The organism is Pseudocolwellia sp. G5-9, from assembly GCF_055808995.1.
In genome coordinates, this window is sequence record NZ_CM147893.1 from 2270106 (window position 1) to 2292324 (window position 22219).

Here is a 22219-nt window from a genome sequence, read left to right on the forward strand (position 1 = left end):
TCACTCTTCTAATTTATTCTTGTCAGAAGAAAACCCCAATGCTTTTCAACAATGAGGTTTTATCAAATATACAGCTTAAGCGTTGTTTAAACGACGATGTAATTTATTAGTTCAAGGAAATCGCACGGAGCTGACGCTAGTCAGTGAGTACGTTTGACGATGAAGTTATATACCCGTTGCCAATCAAGATGCGCATTTCAGAGCACTTGAGCGATATCAATTCAAGGCAATACTTTGTAATAATGGTCGTTCCCTTATAAAAAGTATTAACGAAGAAGTGATTTTGCTCAAGCGCTTCTTCGATGGGCCTAAAAACAATTTATGCTGCGTTATTAACTTTAGTCAGGGAATAACCATTACTGAAACTTAATACCTTGCCTAAATTGTTTTTAGTTCCCACTGAAACCTGCATCTTGAATGGTAACGGGTATATATTACAGCAAGTTAAAACATCGCTTAATAAATTATTCCCACTCGATTGTCGCAGGCGGCTTCCCCGATATATCGTAAACCACACGAGAAATACCATCTATCTCGTTAATAATACGATTAGAAACCAAACCTAAAAAGTCGTAAGGTAGTGGTGCCCAAATAGCCGTCATAAAATCAATAGTTTCAACCGCTCTTAAGCTAACAACCCAATCGTACTTACGACCATCGCCCATAACGCCAACAGAACGTACAGGTAAGAAAACAGTGAAGGCTTGGCTTACTTTGTTATATAGGTCATGCTTGTGAAGTTCTTCAATAAAAATATGGTCTGCACGACGTAATAAGTCACAATATTCTTTCTTTACTTCACCTAGAACACGTACACCTAGTCCAGGACCTGGGAAAGGATGACGATAAAGCATGTCGTATGGCAAACCAAGTTCTAAACCAATTTTACGTACTTCATCTTTAAATAATTCACGTAAAGGCTCTACTAAGCCTAGCTTCATGTAATCAGGTAAACCACCTACGTTATGGTGAGATTTTATAACGTGTGCTTTACCTGTAGCTGATGCTGCAGACTCAATAACGTCAGGGTAAATAGTACCTTGCGCTAACCACTTTGCGTTTTCTAATTTATTTGACTCTTCTTCAAAAACGTCAACAAACACATTACCAATAATTTTACGTTTTTTCTCTGGATCATTTTCGCCCGCTAAACGGTCTAAGAAACGATCTTCGGCATCAATTTTAATAATATTTAAACCAAAATGATCACCAAACATTTCCATAACTTGTTCGCCTTCGTTTAAACGAAGTAAACCATTATCAACAAAAACACATGTTAACTTGTCACCAATAGCACGGTGTAACAACATGGCAACAACTGAAGAATCAACACCACCTGATAAACCAAGAATAACTTCGTCATCACCTATTTGCTCTTTCATTTTGGCGATTGCATCTTCAATAATAGAAGCGGAAGTCCAAAGTTTTTCACACTGACAAATATCAAGTACAAAATGCTCTAAAATGCGTAAACCTTGTTTGGTATGAGTAACTTCTGGATGAAATTGAACACCATAAAATTGCTTATCTTCATTCGCCATTGCCGCGTATTTACAACTTGGCGTTTGTGCAACCGTTACGAAACCTTCAGGTATTGCTGAAACTTTATCCCCATGACTCATCCATACGTCTAACAATGCATTACCTGCATCATTCACACTATCTTCAATATTTTTAAATAAAGCAGACTCAGTGATCACTTCAACGGCAGCGTAACCAAATTCTTTATGTTCAGAACTTTCTACTCCCCCACCTAGTTGCTCAGCCATAGTTTGCATGCCGTAACAAACACCTAAAACAGGTACGCCAGCGCTAAACACATACTCAGGAGCGCGAGGTGAATTATGTTCAGTGACACTTTCTGGGCCACCAGCAAGAATAATACCAGTAGGATTGAAACCTTTAATTTGCTCTTCAGATACATCCCAAGCCCATAGTTCACAATAAACACCTATTTCACGTACGCGACGTGCGATTAGTTGAGTGTATTGTGATCCAAAATCTAAAATTAGTATGCGGTGATCATGAATGTCTTTACTCATGGTTCTCTCTCATATTTAACGGCTCTAACTTTGTTTTAATCTAGAGCGATATATTTAAAGTAAAAAGGCTGAAATAATTAATATTTACTTCAGCCTAATATTATTTCTGTTTCAATATTTTGAGAAATAGTTTTGATTGATAACGAAGAAGAAACACGAAGCTTACGAATGTAAGTGAGTATTTCTGATAAAGTTATCAGCAAAAATATAAATCAAAATTAGCCCATGCGGTAATTAGGCGCTTCTTTAGTGATGGTCACATCATGTACGTGCGACTCGCCCATACCTGCTGACGTTATTTTCATAAACTCAGGTTTAGTGCGCATGGTTTCAATATCTTTTGAACCTGTTAATCCCATAGATGAACGTAAACCGCCCATTTGCTGATGAATAATTGCCGCTACAGGGCCTTTATAAGCAACGCGACCTTCAATACCTTCTGGCACTAACTTATCAGCTTCACCATCAGATTTTTGGAAGTAACGATCGCTTGAACCTTCTTTTTGGTTCATTGCGCCTAAAGATCCCATACCGCGATATGATTTATAATAACGACCTTGATACAGCTCCACTTCACCTGGAGACTCTTCAGTACCAGCAAACATGCTGCCTACCATTACACAATGAGCACCAGCAACAAGTGCTTTAGCTATATCACCTGAAAAACGAATGCCACCATCAGCAATAACAGGAATTCCTGTACCTTTTAGCGCTTCAACTGCATTTGAAATAGCTGTTAATTGTGGAACACCAACACCTGTTACAATACGCGTTGTACAAATAGAACCTGGGCCAATGCCCACTTTAACAGCATCGACACCAGCATCGGCTAACGCTTTAGCACCTGCGCCGGTTGCTACGTTACCCGCAATAATTTGTAAATCTGGATACTTAGCACGAGTTTCAGCTACGCGATCAAGAACGCCTTGAGAATGTCCGTGAGAGGTATCAATCAGTAGTACATCAACACCCGCTTCAACCAATGCATCTATACGTTCATCAGTACCTGCACCTACGCCAACCGCAGCACCTACACGTAAACGGCCTAGCTCATCTTTACATGCGTTAGGTTTGCTTTCTGCTTTTTGATAATCTTTTACTGTAATTAACCCTTTAAGCTTAAACGCATTATCAACCATCAATATTTTTTCAATACGATTTACGTGCATTAAACCTAAAATCTCTTCGCGTTCAGCACCTTCTTTCACAGTGATCAGCTTGTCTTTTACTGTCATTAATTCAGAAACTTGTAAAGAAAGGTCTGTTTCAAAACGTAAATCACGCCCCGTGATAATACCCACTAAGTTATTATCTTTATCAACTACAGGAAAACCTGAAAATCCAAGTTTATCAGCAAGTTTCATTACTTTTGCAATAGGTTCATCTGGAAATACAGTAACGGGATCTGAAACAATACCACTTTCAAATTTCTTAACTTTAGAAACATTTTTGGCTTGTTCTTTAATTGTCATATTCTTATGAATAAAGCCTACGCCACCTTCTTGTGCAAGCGTAATAGCTAAAGGAGCCTCAGTAACTGTATCCATTGAAGCTGAAATCATAGGTACATTAAGGTTTATTTTACGAGTTAATTTAGTTTTTAAATCAGCCGTATGGGGAAGTACCGTAGAGTGGGCAGGTACAAGTAGAACATCGTCAAAAGTTAACGCTTCTTGGGCAATTCTTAGCATCACAATATCTCACTAATAAGGGGTGATCAGGAGTAAATATTGCGGCAGAATTTTAACCGTTTTCATCGTCAAGGTAAACTTAAATTTTAGTAAAAACCAAAATAAATTCCCTTTAAAACAATTAACCGCTATATAATACGATTTCCTTCCGAATAAAACGAAATTTTAACGAATACAAAAATGAATCAGCATATTTTACAAGTTAGCGAATTAACCAAAAAAGTACGTTTTATATTAGAAAGCGAATTAAACACGGTTTGGTTATGCGGTGAAGTTTCTAATTTTATTGCTGCAAGTTCTGGACATTGGTATTTGTCGTTAAAAGACAGTAAATCGCAAGTAAAGTGTGCGATGTTCAAAGGTAATAACCGTAAAGTTAGATTATCGTCTGGCTTACCTAAAAATGGTCAACAAGTACTGGTAAGAGCAAAAGTTTCTTTATATGAACCAAGAGGGGACTTTCAACTTATAATTGAACAACTTGACGATGCAGGAGAAGGAATTTTACGGCAACAATTTGATCAACTTAAAAATAAGCTTAACGCTGAAGGTTTATTTAACCCTTTAATTAAAAAAGAAATTCCTAAAAATATTAATACTGTTGGTATTGTTACCTCACCTACTGGTGCTGCTGTAAAAGATATACTCACTGTATTAAAACGACGAAATCCGTTACTTAATGTAATTATATACCCTGCCCTAGTGCAAGGTAATGAAGCAAAATTCGAAATTGAGCAAGCCATTAATACCGCAAACTACAGAAAAGAATGTGATGTAATAATTGTCGGGAGAGGTGGCGGCTCATTAGAAGACTTATGGAGTTTTAATGAAGAAAATGTAGTGCGGGCGATTTATAACAGTAAAATACCAGTAATTAGTGCTGTAGGCCATGAAATTGATACTACACTTTCAGACTACGCTGCCGATCTTAGAGCTCCTACGCCTTCTGCTGCTGCAGAATTAGTCTCTTCAAACCTTGAAGATAAATTACAAAAGCTTGCTGCTTTTAATCAAAGAATACGCCAAGTTAATCAACGCAATTTACTTAATAAAAAAAATAAACTGAGTAACATTCAGCATAGATTATCTTTATTACATCCTGCTCAAAAATTAACAGTACAACAACAAAAGTTTGATGAGTTAAGTTTTAGGCTTAATCACAACTTACAACAATTGAAAACGCGATTATCACTGCAATCAACACAACTTAGTAAAAGATTATTATTACAATCCCCTCTTAAAACGATTCAACATAATCAACAAAAAGTTAATGCATTAGAAGTAAGATTAATCAACGCGATACAAGCAACTAACAAAAATAAACAAAGACTATTCAAACATACTATTGAGCAGTTACATTTAGTGAGTCCACTAGCAACCATAGCACGCGGCTATAGTGTGACTAAAAGTATAAAAGGAAAAGTTATTACAAGTATTGAACAAGCTCATATTGATGAAAACATTTCAGTACAAGTAAATGATGGGTTTATTTCAGCGAAAATAATAGAATTAAATAAACTTAAAGAAAAGTGATCGCTTTACAAATCAGCAACAACAGCGTGTTGCACTAACTTTATAACATCGTCTTTACTTTCTTCAGCAAATTTAACACCTAAAGAAACACCTTCAACTTGAGACTTAATATTACAAACATTGGCTGATAAGTTTATATTTTTCATACCTTGAAAGTCTTCAACAATAAGGCTAATGTTTTTATCTGAAACTAAAGTTAATGATTCACCATTACTGACGTTAATTTGGCAACCATGTGCTGAAATATTACGTACTGAGGCTTTCCAATATTCATTGTCTACTTTTATCTTCACATCAATATCAACATCAATTCTGAGTGAGGAACGTAAGCTTTGAAGTGTTACTTTTTTAGGAAAATCTAATACAATAATACGCGAAGGTATCTGCAAGGTTTGCTTAACCTTAGAAATAAAGGCAACAACAGAGCCTTCATGCCCTTCAATTAATCCACGAACGGTAATTGCTGAGCCTTGAGTAATATATTTAGAAAAGCTCCCTAATTTACTTGAGTCGGGATATTGAACAAGCGTATATTTTTTAGGTAAATAACCAATAAATATCGTTCTAAATTTTGCACGCTGCCCAGCAGGAGTTGCAATATCTAATGACACCGTTGTACCAGGTAAAAGCAAAGCTAAATGATTACTTAACCTGTTTGATGTATCTATTTCTTTTGCACTCACGCTTTAGCCTTGCAATGAATAATTAAATAATATTAATTACAGTAGCTAAATCAGTGGTTAAAAGCAATATAACTGGATTATTAGCCATAAAAAAAGTAGCTCTTTAAGCTACTTTTTCTTGTTTTGAATGAATCACTTAAAAGCCATTAATCTTTCTTATAACCTTGTGTTGCTCTAGCAAGTTTCTTTTGCTCGGTATAAGTTAACTTCTTCTTACCTGCAAACGGATTACTTGTTTCTCTAAATTCAATTCTTATAGGTGTGCCCATTATTTTTAATGATTTACGGTAATAGTTCATTAAATAGCGTTTATAAGATGGCGGTAACTTTTTAGCTAAATTACCATGAATAACAATAATAGGTGGATTATAACCGCCTGCATGTGCGTATTTTAATTTAATACGGCGTCCTTGATGCATAGGAGGTTGATGATCAAATACCGCCATATCTAATATTTTAGTGACCATTGACGTTGAAATACGTTTAGTTGCTGAAATAAAAGCTTCTTCAACAGACTCATATAAATGCCCAACACCAGTACCATGAAGAGCTGATATAAAGTGGATACGTGCGAAATCGATAAAGCCTAAGCGTCTATCTAATTCAGTTTTTATGCGATCTTTTACGTGATCGTCTAAACCATCCCATTTATTAACAGCAAGTACTAAAGAACGACCTGATTCCAAGATAAAACCAAGCAGGCTTAAATCTTGATCAGTGATCCCTTCTTGCGCATCTATTATTAATAAACATACATTCGAGTCTTCAATAGCTCTTAACGTTTTGATAACAGAGAATTTTTCAACTATATCAGTAACATTTTTACGACGTCTGATACCTGCAGTATCAATTAACGTGTACTCACGGCCGTCATGTTCCATTGGAATATATACACTGTCGCGTGTTGTACCTGGCATGTCATAAACAACAACACGTTCTTCGCCTAAAATGCGATTCGTTAACGTTGATTTACCCACATTAGGCTTACCAATAATGGCCAGCTTAATACGATCATTTTCTTCTGGAGCAGCATCAATTTTTTCTTGATCTGATAACTCGCTTTCCATATCGCCATCAAATTCGTCATTTTCTTCTGCTTTAGGTGCTGATAATGCTTCAATATGCGGTGTTAATGCTAACGTTAATAGCTGAGTAACACCTCTACCATGAGCCGCAGCAATTTGATGAACCGTATCACCTAAACCTAAAGAATAGAAATCGGCAACGGCTGAATCAGCGTCAATTCCGTCGACTTTATTGGCAACCAGAAATATTTTTTTATCTTGCTTACGTAAATACGTTGCAATACCTTGATCTGCCGAAGTTAAACCCGCTCTCGCATCAACCATAAAAAGTACGGCATCAGCTTCTGCAATGGCCATTAATGACTGCTCAGCCATTAATGCATCAATTCCTTCTTCATCTCCTTGAATACCGCCAGTATCAATAACGATAAACGGGTGCTCTTCAACTTCTGCCTTACCATATTGGCGATCACGGGTTAATCCCGGATAATCGGCAACAAGTGCATCTCGACTACGAGTAAGACGATTAAATAGCGTTGATTTACCTACATTAGGACGACCAACAAGCGCTACAACTGGAAGCATGAATACCTCGATTTAAAAAGAATGATAAGTTTTGTGCTAATGCCAAAACTCAATATATATTTATGTTTTTTAAAAATAAACAACGGCTCCAACACGTTATGTGAGGAGCCGTTATTAATTTAAATTGTTAAAGTGACTTAAGGTGTTTTAATTGCCTGAAGATCACCATTACGTGCTTGTGAATAAATAATACCATCTTGAACAGTAGGCGTTACATGAACACCACTTGAGTCTATATGATGACGAGCTACAAACTCTCCCGTAGTACTATCTAGCCAATGTAAGTAACCTTCGTAGTCACCTACAACAATGTAACTTCCCACTTCAACAGGGCCAGTTACATCACGATTTGTTAAAGCAAGTTGGCTCCACTTCTCAGTACCATTTAATCGATCAACAGCATACACATGCCCTTTAATATCGGTTAAATAAATATTATTAGTGCTAACTAACAAATCAGTATAAGACGAATATTGACGTTCCCATACTATTTGACCAGTTCTTAGTTCAAGCGCAACTAAATTCCCTCTTGATGAGATAGTATAAATCTTATCACCAAATACTGCTGGAGATGAATCTACATCAATAACACGTTCAAATTCTGTAGAGCCTGTTGGTTCTCCAACTGGAGCTGACCAACCTTGTTGACCGTTTTCTAAAATATAAACAGATATGTTACCGTCAGGAGTACCAATAAATACACCACCTGATGAAATAGTAGGAGCACTAATACCACGTAAAGTTAATGCTGGGGTATCTTGGTCTATTTTCCAAAGCTCTTCACCTGTAGCAGCATTATAAGCTTTCATAACACCTGATGAACTGTTAACAACCAGTATACCTGCATCAATAGCTGGTGCTGATAAAACTTCACCTTTAATGGTTGATTGCCAATCTAACTTACCCGTTGCAGCGTCAAGTGCGTAAATTTTACCGTTTTCGCTACCTAAAAATATTTTGTTAATACCGGCAACTGGCCCACCGCTAATTAATGCTGGTTTATTACTTTCAAAAAAACCACTTTCGCCATCAATATCACTTAAATTAACAGACCAAATTTCTTTACCTGTTTTAGGCTCTATCGCAGTTACTTCACCTTCACGACTACTAGTAAATAATTTATCGTAAGCAATCACAGGAGCAATGCGAGAAAAATACTTTCCGGCTCCGCCGACGTTTTCTTGCCATAAAACTTCAGGTTCAAATTGTTGGTTAATTTCTTCTAAATCAACAGGTAAACTTTCATCGATATCATCGGTAGATGAACATGCTGAAATACCTAGCGCGATTAAACAAACAACAGCTATTTTCTTTTTTAAACTATTTTTATCAAAAATTAACACATCAAGGTCCACTTATTTAGTCATTAAACATATTGAGCTTTAGCTTCAGACAACTGAATTCGAAAAAAAGTCACTCAATATGTTATTTTTTCACATTATTTTAAATGTTTATTTTAAAACAATATTTTCCGCTAAATCATCTAACTTCATTTGAAGTGATTGACTTGCATTACCTGGCGTTGCCGCAATAGCTTCTTGGTACGAAGTACGTGCTAAATCTTTCTTATCTTGTAATAAATAAGCATCACCTTTTATTTCTTCAATTGAAGACTTAAACGATTTTGGTAATGGTGCCGCCAATGTGCTTAATGCCGCATCAACTTTATCTAATTGAATTTGAACTCTTGCTAAACGCAGTGTGGCAATAGCTTTCATGCCTTCGTCTTTAGAAGACTCGATAGCCGTAGTTAAATACTTTTCAACTTGAGTCCAATCTTTATGAGTTGCAGCCTTTTTAGCTAGCGTTAAAGCGGTTAAAGTTGCATAACTTGAATCTTTGTTGTCAGCAATAAACTTTTCGCCAGCAGCAATAAATCCGTCAGGTTTAGTTTCTGATGATTCAACTAATGTTTGATAAGCATCTGATACAGCTAACTGTTTCTCTAATTCTGCTTCTTTATAAAAGTTAAAACCCACAAAACCTGATAAACCAATAACTAAACCAGCAATAATGGCATTACCATTTTTTTTCCAGTAGCTTTTAATTGCATCAACTTGCTGTTCTTCTGTTTCGTAAATTTCCACGTTTTTCCCTTATATTAATTTTTTTAATAAGCTTGGCACTTGCTCTAATAACACGGTTTCTTGGTCGTGTTGGCCGCGCAAATATTTAACTGTTACTTTTTGTTCTGCTAATTCGTTCTCGCCTATAATAAGGGCGATTTGAGCACCTGACTTATCAGCACGCTTCATTTGTTTTTTCATGTTTCCGCCACCACAATGGTTTTGTAATCTACATTCTGGTACAAGATTACGCCATTGCTCAGCGAGTTGAATTGATTTTAATTCAACTTCTTCACCTAACATAATAAGGTAAGCGTCTACTTGAGGTCGAACATTGTTAACTTTTTCTAAGCTCGTTAACATTAACACTAATCTTTCTATACCTAAGGCAAAACCAAATCCAGGGGTTGCTTTACCACCAAGTTGCTCAACTAAACCATCGTAACGGCCGCCAGCACAAACAGTACCTTGTGAGCCTAAGCTTGTTGTTACCCATTCAAACACAGTACGGTTGTAATAATCTAAACCACGTACTAAGCGGTCATTTATTACATAGCTAATGCCTGCAGCGTCTAAACGACGACAAACCTCTTCAAAGTGTGTTTTAGATTCTTCACCAAAATAATCTGATAATTTAGGTGCGCCTACTAAGGCTTCTTGAACAGCTGGGTTTTTACTGTCTAATACACGTAAAGGATTACTATGCATTCTACGCTTGCTGTCTTCGTCTAACTGATCTTCTCGTTCAGTTAAAAAAGCAACTAATGCGTCTCGGTATTCTGCTCGCTCTAGATTAGAACCTAAAGAATTAAGCTCTAATGTTACATGTTCACTAATACCTAGCTCACGCCATAAGCGTGATGAAAGTGTAATAATTTCGGCATCAATATCAGGTGTTGCTAAACCAAAAGCTTCAATACCAAACTGATGAAACTGTCGGTAACGACCTTTCTGTGGGCGTTCATGTCTAAACATGGGTCCCATGTACCATAAACGTTGTTCTTGGTTATATAGCAAACCATGTTGATTTGCTGCTCTAACACAAGAAGCCGTTCCTTCAGGTCTTAGTGTTAAACTATCACCATTTCGATCATCGAACGTGTACATTTCTTTTTCAACAATATCAGTTACTTCACCGATAGAACGTTTAAAAAGCGCAGTAGATTCTACAACAGGCATACGTATTTCAGCAAAACCATAATTGCTAGCAACACGTCTTAATACAGTTTCAACCATTTGCCATATATTGGTTTCAGATGGTAGACAATCGTTCATGCCTCTTATTGCTTGAATTGCTTTACTCACTAATGTACTTCTCTCTACAAAATCAGAATGGTTAAAATGCTGCGCGCATTATAGGCGCATTACAGCTAAACGTAAATAAGGCCTTGAATAGACCTTATTAATAGTACGGTATTAATCAATTTCTTTTACGTCGATACTATTTGCTTTATCCAGCAACTTGGCTTTAGCACGAATACGAGTTTCAAGTTGATCAACTAAATTAGTATTATCAAACCGTTCTTTTTGTCTAATACCATCAAGGTAATAGCCACTTTTTTTACTGCTACCTGTTAAACCTAAATCGGATACTATTGCTTCACCAGGGCCATTTACGATACAGCCAATAATTGAAACATCCATGGGTGTCATAATATCTTCAATACGCTGCTCTAATGCGTTAACAGTGGCAATAACATCAAATTCTTGACGAGAACAACTTGGGCAAGCAATTAAATTAATACCACGGCTACGTAATTTAAGTGATTTTAGAATATCAAAACCGACTTTAATTTCTTCAATAGGATCTGCAGCTAAAGATACACGCAGAGTATCGCCTATTCCTTCAGCGAGTAATAAACCTAAACCAACAGACGATTTTACAGAACCAGAACGTAAGCCACCTGCTTCTGTAATACCTAAATGTAATGGGTTATCTATTTGCTTGGCCAGTAATCGATAAGCACCCACTGCTAAAAATACATCGGAAGCTTTAACACTCACTTTAAATTGATCAAAGTTCAAACGGTCTAGAATATCGACATGACGCATTGCTGATTCAAGTAATGCTTCAGGTGTTGGCTCGCTATACCTTTCTTGAATGTCTTTTTCTAAAGAACCACCATTAACACCAATACGAATGGGAATATTATGATCTCGAGCCGATTCTACAACTGCTCTAACGCGATCTTCTCTGCCAATATTACCGGGATTTATTCTTAAACAGTCAGCGCCGTATTCAGCTACTTTCAACGCGATGCGATAATCAAAATGGATATCTGTAACTAGAGGAACATTCACTTGTTTTTTAATTTCTTTGAAAGCTTCTGCTGCGTCCATTGTAGGAACACTAACACGCACAATATCTGCACCAACAGCTTCTAATGCTTTGATCTGAGCAACTGTAGCGGCAACATCTGTTGTTAGTGTGTTTGTCATTGACTGAACCGTAATCGGCGCATCGCCACCTACTGGAACATTCCCCACCATGATTTGGCGAGATTTACGTCTGATAATAGGAGATTCTTTAAACATAGTTATTCTTTCAGTTATTAATTACTGGCATTTATGATTGTGAAAGCAAGGGCAACTCAAATTTAGCAATATGCCCCTGAGGGAAAGTAGACATATCAATACTTTCACCATTAAAATTAATTTGTACTAGTTCAGGTTTACCTATGGTTATATTTAAAGGCGCTTTTGCTTCTATGGTCATCACGTAACCTGATTTTTTTATACCCCAAGCGATCCTTTCGCCTAATGCATCGTGAATATTAACCCAGCAGTCACCAGAAAAAGTAAATATAACTTTCGAGAGTGTAATCTCGTCTGATTCAGTTGAAGTGACCGCTTTAGCATCAACACTTTCCAGTGATGCATTTTGTTCTAGGTTGTCAATATTAGAAGTATCAAGCTCGTTCTCTATTTCAGAGTTGCCTACTGCAGAAGCAACTGACTCGGTAGTAGATAATTCTTCGCTTGAAGAAGTGGTTTCAACAACTTCTTCTATATCAGTACTGTTTGTCGTATTTTTTATTAGAGTCTCAGAGCTAACAGCTGCTTTAGGTTCAGCTTCTTTGTCATCTTGTAACCACCACATCACCGTTAAGCCAATAAAAACAGTAAGGATCAAATAGGTGATCCACATTAGCATACTGTTTTCAGCTTTTTTCATTGTGCCACGAGAAAAGCTCTGCATTTTTGTACTGTGTACTTCTAGAATATTCAGTTTTTCGTAATACGCGATAATATCGCTAACAGGAAGATTAACTAATTTAGCGTAATTTTTTATATAGCCTCGGTTATAAGTATCTGGCAAAGTTTGGTCGAAAATATCGGCTTCAATATTTTTCACTAATGCAACTCGAATATTTAAGCTACTGGCAACATCATCAATACTTAAGCCTTTTTTAATTCTAGCCTCAGCTAACATACTACCGGGGCCACTCACTTCTACTTGTACTTCAGTTTCTTCTACTTCGGGTAATTTTTTACTCATGTAAGTAAGCTCATTAATGTTTAAGTGCTTTTTTAGGATCAGCCAAATAGATAACATCTCCAATCTTTAAAATTTTTGACCGTTTAAATCCATTCCAGCGTTCAATTTGCTGCATTTTAATATTATATCGTTTAGATATAGAGAATAAACTATCCCCTTTTACAATCACATGAATCGGCAAAGTTAACATTTCATTACCATCATCATCGATTAAAGAACTTGCTAATACATCATCTTTTTCTAATGTATCTAAAAGCTTTTTAGCTTTCTTTTCAATTTTTTTCTCATCTGTTTTCACCTCATTTGAGGTAGTTCCAACTTCTTGTGTGGTTTTACTCACATTTTTAGCTTTATCATTAAGCGCTACAATATCAGTTTTAATTTTTGCTGTTACAGTCGTTGCTTGTGTTTCAGCCGCGGCAACCTCTTTTTTTACAGGTTTAACCGTTTTATTTCTTTCGTCATTCAAAGACTTAATAGCTGTTTTTCTTTGTGCTGATAATGAAATACCTGATTTTTTATTAGGCGATAATACCATTACGCGCTTTTTAGGTTTATCACTATTGCTTTTGTTCACTAATAAGAATTCAGATGCTAAATCATCCGCTTCAATATGCTGTAATCCATTTAAAATATATTGTTTAGCTTCATACGAATTTGGAAACATTTTAACCAATAGACTGGCATAGTTTTTTGCAATGCTTCGGTTATTCATTTTTTCGTAAACTTTATAAGCTAAACCAAGAGCGTCAGGCGTAAAACGTCTTGTTGATTTTTCGTAACGCCTTAAATAAGCAACAGCTTCATCGTATTTTCCCATCACATATTGTAAACGTAACATTTGAAATAATGATGATGCGCTACCTGGGCTATGAGAAATTGATTTAGCTAAATACATTTCTGCTTTTTCAAAACGTTTATCTTCAAGCTGACATAACGCTAAGTTTTCATAGCTTTGGGAAACTAACAAATAACTAGGTACAGCAATAGCTTTTAGCATGTATTTTTCTGATTCGTCGTATCTTTCACGCTTACAAAGAAATACACCGTAATTATTTAACGTATCAGCGTCATCGGCATCTAATGAAAGCGCGTGCTCAAATGCCGCTATTGCCTGCTCTGGTTCATCTACTACATCGTAATAATGAGCAAAAGCGGTATAAACTTGAGTTAAGTTAGGCGAAAATCTTTTTGCTTTTTCTAAATTGAGTTTTGCCTGCGTGGTATTTCCCATATTTAAATACCCCATACCTAATGAAATACGTGTTAACGCAATATCGTCATCGGTTGAAGTACGTTCAGTCACTGGGTTTTCAGCATTATTTTCGTAATTCTGTGTAACGCAAGCAGAGAGTAAAGATGATAATACACCTACCGTTATTATTTGGTAAATTTTAGGCATGTAGGTAAGATCCCTTTAATTGAGAATTATTTGCATACGCATCATAACTATATCAGACAACTTTTACTGTTATTTCTTCTATTTTTGCTTGTTTTTTTTCTTCATTTAATACTGTACGCTTAGTTCTATCTAAAACATCACCAGCTAATTGTCCACAAGCCGCATCAATATCATCACCACGAGTACGACGTGTAATAACCGTTAAACCATAACTTTGTAGTACTTTATCAAAACGATCTATGCGTGAATTACTTGATCTTTTATATGGAGAACCAGGGTAAGGATTGAAAGGTATCAAGTTGATTTTGCTTGGTAAGTCTTTTAAAGCAATCGCTAATTCATGCGCTTGTTCTGTACTATCGTTTACATGATCTAACATTACATATTCAATCGTGGCTTGTTTATTTGCTTTTGAACCTTCTATATAGCGACCTGCCGCTACTAAGAACTCTTCTAGTGGATATTTTTTATTAATGGGTACTAATTCATCTCGTAACTTATTATTTGGCGCATGAATTGAAATAGCTAAAGCACAATCAATTTTTTCTTTTAGCATGTCTAATGCGGGTACAACACCTGAAGTACTCACTGTTACTCTACGTTTAGATAAACCATAACCTAAATCGTTCAGCATAGTATCTAATGCTGGGATCAGGTTTTTCATATTTAATAAAGGTTCACCCATGCCCATCATTACAATATTTGTGATAGGTCTTTTACCTGCGATACGTGTTGCGCCAATATCGTTAGCTACACGCCAAACTTGACCAATAATTTCAGCCATAGATAAGTTACGATTAAAACCTTGTTGCGCAGTTGCACAAAAAGTACATTCAAGCGCACAACCTACTTGTGAAGAAACACATAAAGTAGCACGATCGTTTTCAGGTATCCAAACGGTTTCTACTTCTTGGCCGCCTTCAAGTCTTAATGAATATTTTATCGTGCCATCTTTAGAGACTTGTTTTTCTGAAATAACAGGTGCAACAATTTCAGCCCTACGTTGAAGTTTTTCACGCAGTTTTTTATTGATATTTGTCATCTGCTCGAAATCATCATAACCAAAGTGATAGATCCACTTCATTAATTGATCGGCTCGAAAGGGTTTTTCACCTAGCGATGCTAAAAACTCACGCATCATTTGATGGTCCAAATTAAGTAGGTTTACTTTTTTAATAGACTCAGACGGTGTTTCGGCCACTTCACTCATGATAAATAAATCTCAGAAATACATTTAATAGGTAAAGTAACTTTCTTATTAATAAAGAAAATTACTTCATAAGGTTTAACGATATAACACCGTTAAAATTTTAATATTGAGTATTCTAATAAAAAACACTCAATATTGAAATTTTTACGTAATACCAATAGGCAAGACTATCGTAAAAAACAAAAGGATTTTACCGAGTATTCAGTAAAATCCTTTCATCATACATTTATATTATGCTCTGTTATTATAAATAACAGTTAATATTAACGAGTACGAGGGCAAATCTCATCGTCAGAGAAGAAATAAGCAATTTCACGAGCCGCAGATTCTAAAGCATCAGAACCGTGACATGCGTTTTCGTCAATCGAATCAGCATAATCAGCACGTAAAGTACCCGCTAATGCTTCTGCTGGGTTAGTTGCACCCATAACTTCACGGTTTTTTAATACAGCGTTTTCGCCTTCTAACACTTGAACCATTACTGGGCCAGATGTCATAAATTCAACTAAAGCACCAAAAAATGGACGTTCGCTATGTTCAGCGTAAAAGCCTTCAGCTTTTTCTTTAGATAAGTGAACCATTTTTGAAGCAACAATTTTTAAGCCTGCAGTTTCAAAACGGTTATATATTTGACCAATAACATTTTTTGCTACTGCATCTGGTTTTACAATTGAAAAAGTACGTTCGATAGCCATGAGAGCCCTCTGTAATAATTAAGTAAGTATAATTTTTGCGCGAGATTATAGACGAATTATAAGGAAAAAACTAACACTATCCGATGAATAAAGGACTTATTTCTCAAGGCCTCACAATAACTGAATGTTTATAACAAATGCTTAAATAACTATTCAATTAAAAACAGCCGATAGTAGTTTACTCAATAAAACTACATATCTAATATTTGTTTAATATCTGCAGTTATTTGATCGATATCCTTCACGTCGGCAGGAGCAATAAATATAGTATCGTCGCCAGCCAAGGTACCTAAAATACCAGCTGACTCGCCCATGCTGTCTAACATTCTAGAAATGAGTGGTGCTCCACCAATACCTGTTTTTACGATAATTTGTACACCGTTATTTTTAACACTAATAACAACTGACTGTATGGCTTGTTTCGTGCGAGGCACAGCTAATTCATCAGGTAAAATATAAACCACTTGGCTCGATGCATTTCTCATTTTTACAGCGCCTAACTTAGACAACAAACGAGAAATTTTAGCTTGAGACATGTTATCAAAGCCATGTTTAGCAAGACCTTCAGCCAATTGACTTTGCGAACCATAACATTGATCTTTTAACAAACCTTTAAAAGTTTGAATTAAGGCGGATTCATTTTTTTTACGGTTACTTAGCATATTAACTCTATGATTTACGGGTTATAGAAGACATTTTATTATAATCTCAAAAAATGATAATAGATATGTCATTTATGTGTATTAATACCAAATTGAATAACTATTTGCATAACGAGTTCGTTAATAAATATTACAATATGATAATTCATAGTGACTATCAACTAACAAAAAGCTTGAATACCCGTTTGAGCTCTACCTAAAATAAGTGCGTGAATATCGTGCGTCCCTTCATAAGTGTTAACCGTTTCAAGGTTCATCATATGGCGAATAATATGAAACTCGTCACTAATACCGTTAGCGCCTAGCATGTCTCTCGCTGTGCGGGCTATATCTAAAGCTTTACCACAAGAGTTACGCTTAATTAAAGAAATAGCTTCAGGTGCTAATTCTGATGAGTCCATCAATCTACCGGCTTGTAAACAAGCTAGTAAGGCCATGGTTATTTCTGTTTGCATATCAGCGAGCTTCTTTTGAACCAATTGAGTAGCCGCTAGCGGTTTATTAAATTGTTTGCGATCTAATACGTACTGCCTTGCGCCATGCCAACAAAATTCGGCTGCACCTAAAGCTCCCCAAGCGATGCCAAAACGCGCTTTGTTTAAACATCCAAAAGGTCCTGACAAGCCTTTGGCATGAGGTAATAGAGCATCTTCATTCACAAATACGTTGTCCATTACCACTTCCCCCGTAATAGACGCTCTGAGTGAAAACTTACCTTTAATTGCAGGTGCAGATAACCCCTCTAGACCTTTATCTAGAATAAAACCTTTAATCACACCTTCAAGCTTTGCCCAAACAATAAAAACATCAGCAACAGGTGCATTGGTTATCCACATTTTATTACCTGTAATGCGATAACCACCTTCAACTTTAACAGCTTTAGTTAACATACTTGCAGGATCAGATCCTGAATTAGGTTCAGTTAAACCAAAACAACCAATATATTCACCCGTTGCTAATTTAGGTAAATACTTGAGTTTTTGCTCTTCGCTGCCGTAAGTATAAATAGGATGCATAACCAAAGAAGATTGCACACTCATAGCACTTCTGTAGCCACTATCTACACGTTCTATTTCACGGGCGATTAAACCATAACTTACATAATTAATATTAGAACCGCCATATTGTTCAGGTAATGTAGCGCCCAGCAATCCTAATTCGCCAAGCTCTTTCATAATATTGGTATCAAAATGCTCATTACGATTAGCTTCAAGAACTCGAGGTTGTAATTTTTCTTGGCAATATTGATAGGCGCTATCTCTAATGAGGCGCTCTTCTTCGCTTAATAAAGACTCAAGCAGTAATGGATCTTCCCAATTAAAAGAAAGTTTCTTGTGAAAATTATCAGACATGAAAACGCACTCGGATTATAGATAGATAAGGCTATTGTATTGAAAAAAAGAGCGGAGTAAAAATAGTAATATATTGTAGTAACTATAATGTTTGGCTATAAATCTTTACAGCTTTTGTACAACAGAAAATGATTTAACGAATTATTACATTTATCTACAAAGAACCAACAAATAGCTAACGGATTTAAACACGATTCTCATCAACAATATGCTCAATTAATGACATCACTTATTATTTGAGAATCTTATGTTTACTCATAAATCGTCCCAACATAAATTAACCTTATCATCACTAATAATTTTAGGGTCAATCATCACAACTCCAACTTACGCTTTTACTCCTGAAAATAGTATTGATGAAAATTTAAAAGATAGAAACCCTGAGGTTATTACGATTGAAGGGAGAAGAAACCAAGCTTTAACAGAACTAACGCCTGAAACTGAAAAACTACTTAGCATCGCAGGACTTGATCACGATCCGCTAAGTGCCGTTTATTCAATGCCTGGTGTTGTTTACGCGGGGGGGGATGACGGCGGAGCACCCGCAATTAGAGGCTCATCTCCAGACGATAACGCTTTTTATATTGATGACTTACCTTCAGGTTATATTTTTCATTTGTTTGGCGACAGTATATTTAACGAAAATGTTGTACGAGACTTCAGCCTAAAACCAGCTGCTTTTGATAGCCATTATGGTAATGCAACAGGTGGTGTATTTGATGTGAAACTCCGTGATCCACGTAATCAAGATATATCAACAACCTTAGATATGAGTTTACTCAAAGCCAGCGCAATGATCGAAGGAGGCATTGCTGATGATCATGCTTTTTACTTAGCTTATCGCAGAAGTTTAATTCATTTATTTCTACCTGAAGGTGAAGAAGACGAAGGTTACACCATATTTAAAGCGCCAGTGAGTGATGATTATCAAGGGAAATACCAATGGCTAATTGGTGACAAGCACAAACTAACATTTACCATAACAGGCGCCAGTGATGTAGGAGGTATTAATATATCTGCGGCTTCTGAAGCCGGCCGAGTTGATCCTGATTCAATTGGCGACTTAAAAATAAAAACTCAGTTTGATAGCCAAAGTGCTTCGTGGCAATACTATGGCGACAATCAAAAAATAATGCATTTTACTGTTGGCCATACCACCGAAAAAGAAAAGCAATCCTTTGGCCAAGGTCAATTTATTAATATTGATTCTGAAATTTACAATGCTAGATTTCTTTATCAAATTGACTGGTTTGAATCACATAAATTGATTACAGGCGTCGACTTTAAACAAGAAGATACCAAATACTCTTACGATGCTATTCCTTATTACTGTACAGATCATGACAGCGATTGCGAAAGCCGAAAAGGTGATCGCATTCAAGATGCTGACGCCTTAACTAACAAAAACATTGCGGCATATATACATGACCAATGGACAATCACCGACAGCTTAATGTTAGATATAGGCTTACGAGCTGAGCATGACGACTACACCGACCAAAAGTTTATACACCCAAGAGTTGCGCTACATTGGTATGCTACTAACAACTTAACTGTTAACACAAAAGTGGGCACCTATAGTCGTTTTCCAGACATAGACACGGCATTACGCAAAATAGGTAACCCCCAAATTAAATCGCCTAAAGCGACACATTACGCTTTAGGGTTTGAATACAACTTAAACGGCATTTGGCAAACCTCTTTAGACTTATACTACAAAGACTTAAGCGACATGGCTCGCTCAACCGACGAAGGTGAAATTAACGAATACCTTCATTACACAAATGACTTATCAGGAAGTGCTAAAGGTATAGAGTGGGTTGTAAGGCGTGAAAAACAAAATGGCTGGTATGGCTGGGCATCTATTAGCTGGTCGAAAAGTGATAGAACTGATGACATTACGGATATTACCACCGAATACTACTTAGATACCCCCTTACTAGCTAACTTAGTAGCAAATTATGAGCTAAACGAACGTTGGGATTTTGGCGTAAAATTAAGTATTAGAAGCGGTCAAAAGTACACCCCCATTATAGGGTTATACGAAAACCCTGACTATGACGGGCATTATTTACCACAATACGGCGAGCTCAATTCAAAAACCTTACCTGTTTATCATCGTTTAGACTTACAAGCTAATTACAAAACTAGCTACTTTGGCAATAAAGCTGAGTGGAGCTTTGCTATGCTAAATGCGCTAGGCAGCGATAATATATCAGGCTATTACTACGCGCCAGACGGCACCGAAACCTTAACCGACTACACCATAGAAGGTGAAAAAGGTATGGAGATGTTTCCATCAATTGGCTTAAAAATGCAGTTTTAACTCGATAAAACTAAATGAACCTGCATTTTCAGGTTCATATAATGAGCTGAGCTATTTCTTACAATTTTTAAACACTTTAACAAAAGGTCTTACCTGCACAATGCTCACTACATTTGCTAACATGGAGAAAAAGTAAAACAAAAAAGATAAACATGAAACTCACTAAAAATTTGTTGTATAAAATAAAACTCACATTAGGAAAAGCCGTGTTAGTGGCGCTGTGCTTTTTTCCTCAGTTAAGTTTTGCGGTGGAACAACAGCTAGACAAAGAAACAACCTTGTTTAACCAAACATTTAGCTGGCAAGTAATGATGGGGCTTTCTGTTTATTCGAGCCACAGTCCATTAAAAGATGTTAAGCAAGAAGACGTCGTTGATTACATGTCGTTATCGATAATGATTGACCTTTATTACAAAGGCTTCTTTATTCAATCGAACCATCGTCGTTCAGTTGCTATTACTCAAGGAGCAGAGGTTGGCTACCAGTTACATGTCGACAATGATTGGTCTGTAGATATTTTAACTAAAACATATATTACTGGTTACGACCCCGATATTTTAATAGAAAAGAAAAATCAAAGTATACCCACACTTGAAGGATTAAAAGAAAGAGAAATAGGTGATGCAATAGCACTTCGTTACTCACGTTTTAATGACGATTCTATTTTCTCGATAGATTTTGCCAACCTAACCCATTGGAGTAAGGCTAACGGTTGGTTAATTGACGTATATTACAACGAAGTATATATCTATAAAAATTGGGATATTTATATTGGTGGCGGTGTTACCTATTATTCCAATCAGGTAATGGATTATTATTACGGCATTAAAGAAGAAGAAGTAACAAACGCCAGAGCCTATTATGATCCGAACACCGGCTTTAAAGGAACATTTGAAGTTTACGCTCAATACCCTATTTCAAAAAAATGGTCTTTTAGTGCGGGTGTAACTCAAACCTATTACTCCAATACAATTGGTAAAAGCCCATTAATTGATAGGCAAAATATTACTCAATTTCTGCTTGGGGTAATATATGTATTTTAAGTTAAGCAATGGAGCTGCTTTTCCGCCCATTATATTAATAATGTGTTTATTGCCAAAGGTAAGTTTTGCACAACAGCAACAAGGTATTGTTTTTCAAATAAAGCCCGCTATGTGCGTCGCTTTAAACCAAGGCAGAACCTGTTATGCACAAGTAAAAATACAGTGGAGTACATTACATAATGACAACTTTTGTATTGTACAAAAACAATCAACACAACCTCAACAAACCATAAAGTGTTGGAAAAATAGCAAAGGTAATTCATTTTCGTTTGAATTTGAATCAAGTGAATCACTCACTTACCAATTAATAAATAACAATAATGAACCACTTGCAGAAGCAACAGTAGACGTAAGCTGGGTTCATAAAAAATCACCTCGTAAACGCAGATGGCGATTGTTTTAGGA

18 protein-coding genes are annotated in these 22219 nt (G+C 36.3%); 4 read left to right on the top strand and 14 right to left on the bottom strand.

Features of this window, described 5'->3' with window-relative positions:
- Positions 1–464: 464 nt before the first annotated feature.
- Together guaA and guaB are read right to left on the bottom strand one after the other, a co-directional pair.
- Entirely contained in the window at positions 465–2042 is a 1578-nt protein-coding gene (guaA, locus tag AC0L5Q_RS09715) for a glutamine-hydrolyzing GMP synthase (RefSeq protein ID WP_473618072.1), read from the bottom strand.
- A 218-nt stretch (positions 2043–2260) separates the two neighbouring features.
- Positions 2261–3733: an IMP dehydrogenase gene (gene guaB, locus AC0L5Q_RS09720; protein ID WP_473618076.1), complete on the bottom strand. Its 1473-nt coding sequence runs from the start codon at positions 3731–3733 to the stop codon at positions 2261–2263.
- Positions 3734–3913: 180 nt separating this feature from the next.
- Here guaB and xseA point away from each other — a divergent pair, with 180 nt between their 5' ends.
- Positions 3914–5266: an exodeoxyribonuclease VII large subunit gene (gene xseA / locus AC0L5Q_RS09725; RefSeq protein ID WP_473618080.1), complete on the top strand. Its 1353-nt coding sequence runs from the start codon at positions 3914–3916 to the stop codon at positions 5264–5266.
- A 5-nt stretch (positions 5267–5271) separates the two neighbouring features.
- On the opposite strand, the gene AC0L5Q_RS09730 is transcribed toward xseA, so the two are convergent.
- The 12 genes from AC0L5Q_RS09730 to AC0L5Q_RS09785 form a co-directional block, all read right to left on the bottom strand.
- Entirely contained in the window at positions 5272–5949 is a 678-nt protein-coding gene (locus AC0L5Q_RS09730) for a PilZ domain-containing protein (RefSeq protein ID WP_473618083.1), read from the bottom strand.
- 146 nt (positions 5950–6095) lie between these two features.
- Positions 6096–7559 (bottom strand): ribosome biogenesis GTPase Der, encoded by a 1464-nt coding sequence (gene der, locus AC0L5Q_RS09735; RefSeq protein ID WP_473618087.1) that lies wholly within the window; start codon positions 7557–7559, stop codon positions 6096–6098.
- Positions 7560–7696: 137 nt separating this feature from the next.
- Entirely contained in the window at positions 7697–8902 is a 1206-nt protein-coding gene (gene bamB / locus AC0L5Q_RS09740; protein ID WP_473618090.1) for an outer membrane protein assembly factor BamB, read from the bottom strand.
- 108 nt (positions 8903–9010) lie between these two features.
- The gene (locus AC0L5Q_RS09745; protein WP_473618094.1) at positions 9011–9646 is read right to left on the bottom strand and encodes a YfgM family protein; all 636 of its coding nucleotides are present in this window, start codon (positions 9644–9646) and stop codon (positions 9011–9013) included.
- 9 nt (positions 9647–9655) lie between these two features.
- The gene (hisS, locus tag AC0L5Q_RS09750) at positions 9656–10930 is read right to left on the bottom strand and encodes a histidine--tRNA ligase (protein WP_473618098.1); all 1275 of its coding nucleotides are present in this window, start codon (positions 10928–10930) and stop codon (positions 9656–9658) included.
- 111 nt (positions 10931–11041) lie between these two features.
- Positions 11042–12160: a flavodoxin-dependent (E)-4-hydroxy-3-methylbut-2-enyl-diphosphate synthase gene (gene ispG / locus AC0L5Q_RS09755; protein WP_473618102.1), complete on the bottom strand. Its 1119-nt coding sequence runs from the start codon at positions 12158–12160 to the stop codon at positions 11042–11044.
- A 31-nt stretch (positions 12161–12191) separates the two neighbouring features.
- The gene (locus tag AC0L5Q_RS09760; protein WP_473618107.1) at positions 12192–13124 is read right to left on the bottom strand and encodes a RodZ domain-containing protein; all 933 of its coding nucleotides are present in this window, start codon (positions 13122–13124) and stop codon (positions 12192–12194) included.
- 13 nt (positions 13125–13137) lie between these two features.
- A complete protein-coding gene (pilW, locus tag AC0L5Q_RS09765) occupies positions 13138–14526 on the bottom strand; it encodes a type IV pilus biogenesis/stability protein PilW (protein WP_473618110.1) in 1389 nt (462 codons plus the stop codon).
- Between the two features lie 52 nt (positions 14527–14578).
- A complete protein-coding gene (gene rlmN, locus AC0L5Q_RS09770) occupies positions 14579–15736 on the bottom strand; it encodes a dual-specificity RNA methyltransferase RlmN (protein WP_473618113.1) in 1158 nt (385 codons plus the stop codon).
- A 263-nt stretch (positions 15737–15999) separates the two neighbouring features.
- Entirely contained in the window at positions 16000–16431 is a 432-nt protein-coding gene (gene ndk / locus AC0L5Q_RS09775) for a nucleoside-diphosphate kinase (protein WP_473618116.1), read from the bottom strand.
- Between the two features lie 191 nt (positions 16432–16622).
- Positions 16623–17093, bottom strand: coding sequence for a transcriptional regulator ArgR (gene argR, locus AC0L5Q_RS09780; protein WP_473618121.1), 471 nt, complete (start codon positions 17091–17093; stop codon positions 16623–16625).
- 161 nt (positions 17094–17254) lie between these two features.
- On the bottom strand, positions 17255–18445 hold the full coding sequence (locus tag AC0L5Q_RS09785) for an acyl-CoA dehydrogenase (RefSeq protein WP_473618125.1): 1191 nt from the start codon (positions 18443–18445) through the stop codon (positions 17255–17257).
- A 247-nt stretch (positions 18446–18692) separates the two neighbouring features.
- Between AC0L5Q_RS09785 and AC0L5Q_RS09790 the strand changes: the two genes are divergently transcribed.
- The 3 genes from AC0L5Q_RS09790 (at position 18693) to AC0L5Q_RS09800 (ending at position 22217) form a co-directional block, all read left to right on the top strand.
- The gene (locus tag AC0L5Q_RS09790) at positions 18693–20771 is read left to right on the top strand and encodes a TonB-dependent receptor (protein ID WP_473618129.1); all 2079 of its coding nucleotides are present in this window, start codon (positions 18693–18695) and stop codon (positions 20769–20771) included.
- Positions 20772–20923: 152 nt separating this feature from the next.
- A complete protein-coding gene (locus AC0L5Q_RS09795) occupies positions 20924–21814 on the top strand; it encodes a MipA/OmpV family protein (RefSeq protein WP_473618132.1) in 891 nt (296 codons plus the stop codon).
- Complete coding sequence (locus AC0L5Q_RS09800; protein WP_473618136.1) at positions 21804–22217, top strand: DUF3019 domain-containing protein; 414 nt, start codon at positions 21804–21806, stop codon at positions 22215–22217. The genes AC0L5Q_RS09795 and AC0L5Q_RS09800 overlap by 11 nt, the downstream gene beginning before the upstream one ends.
- Positions 22218–22219 lie beyond the last annotated feature (2 nt).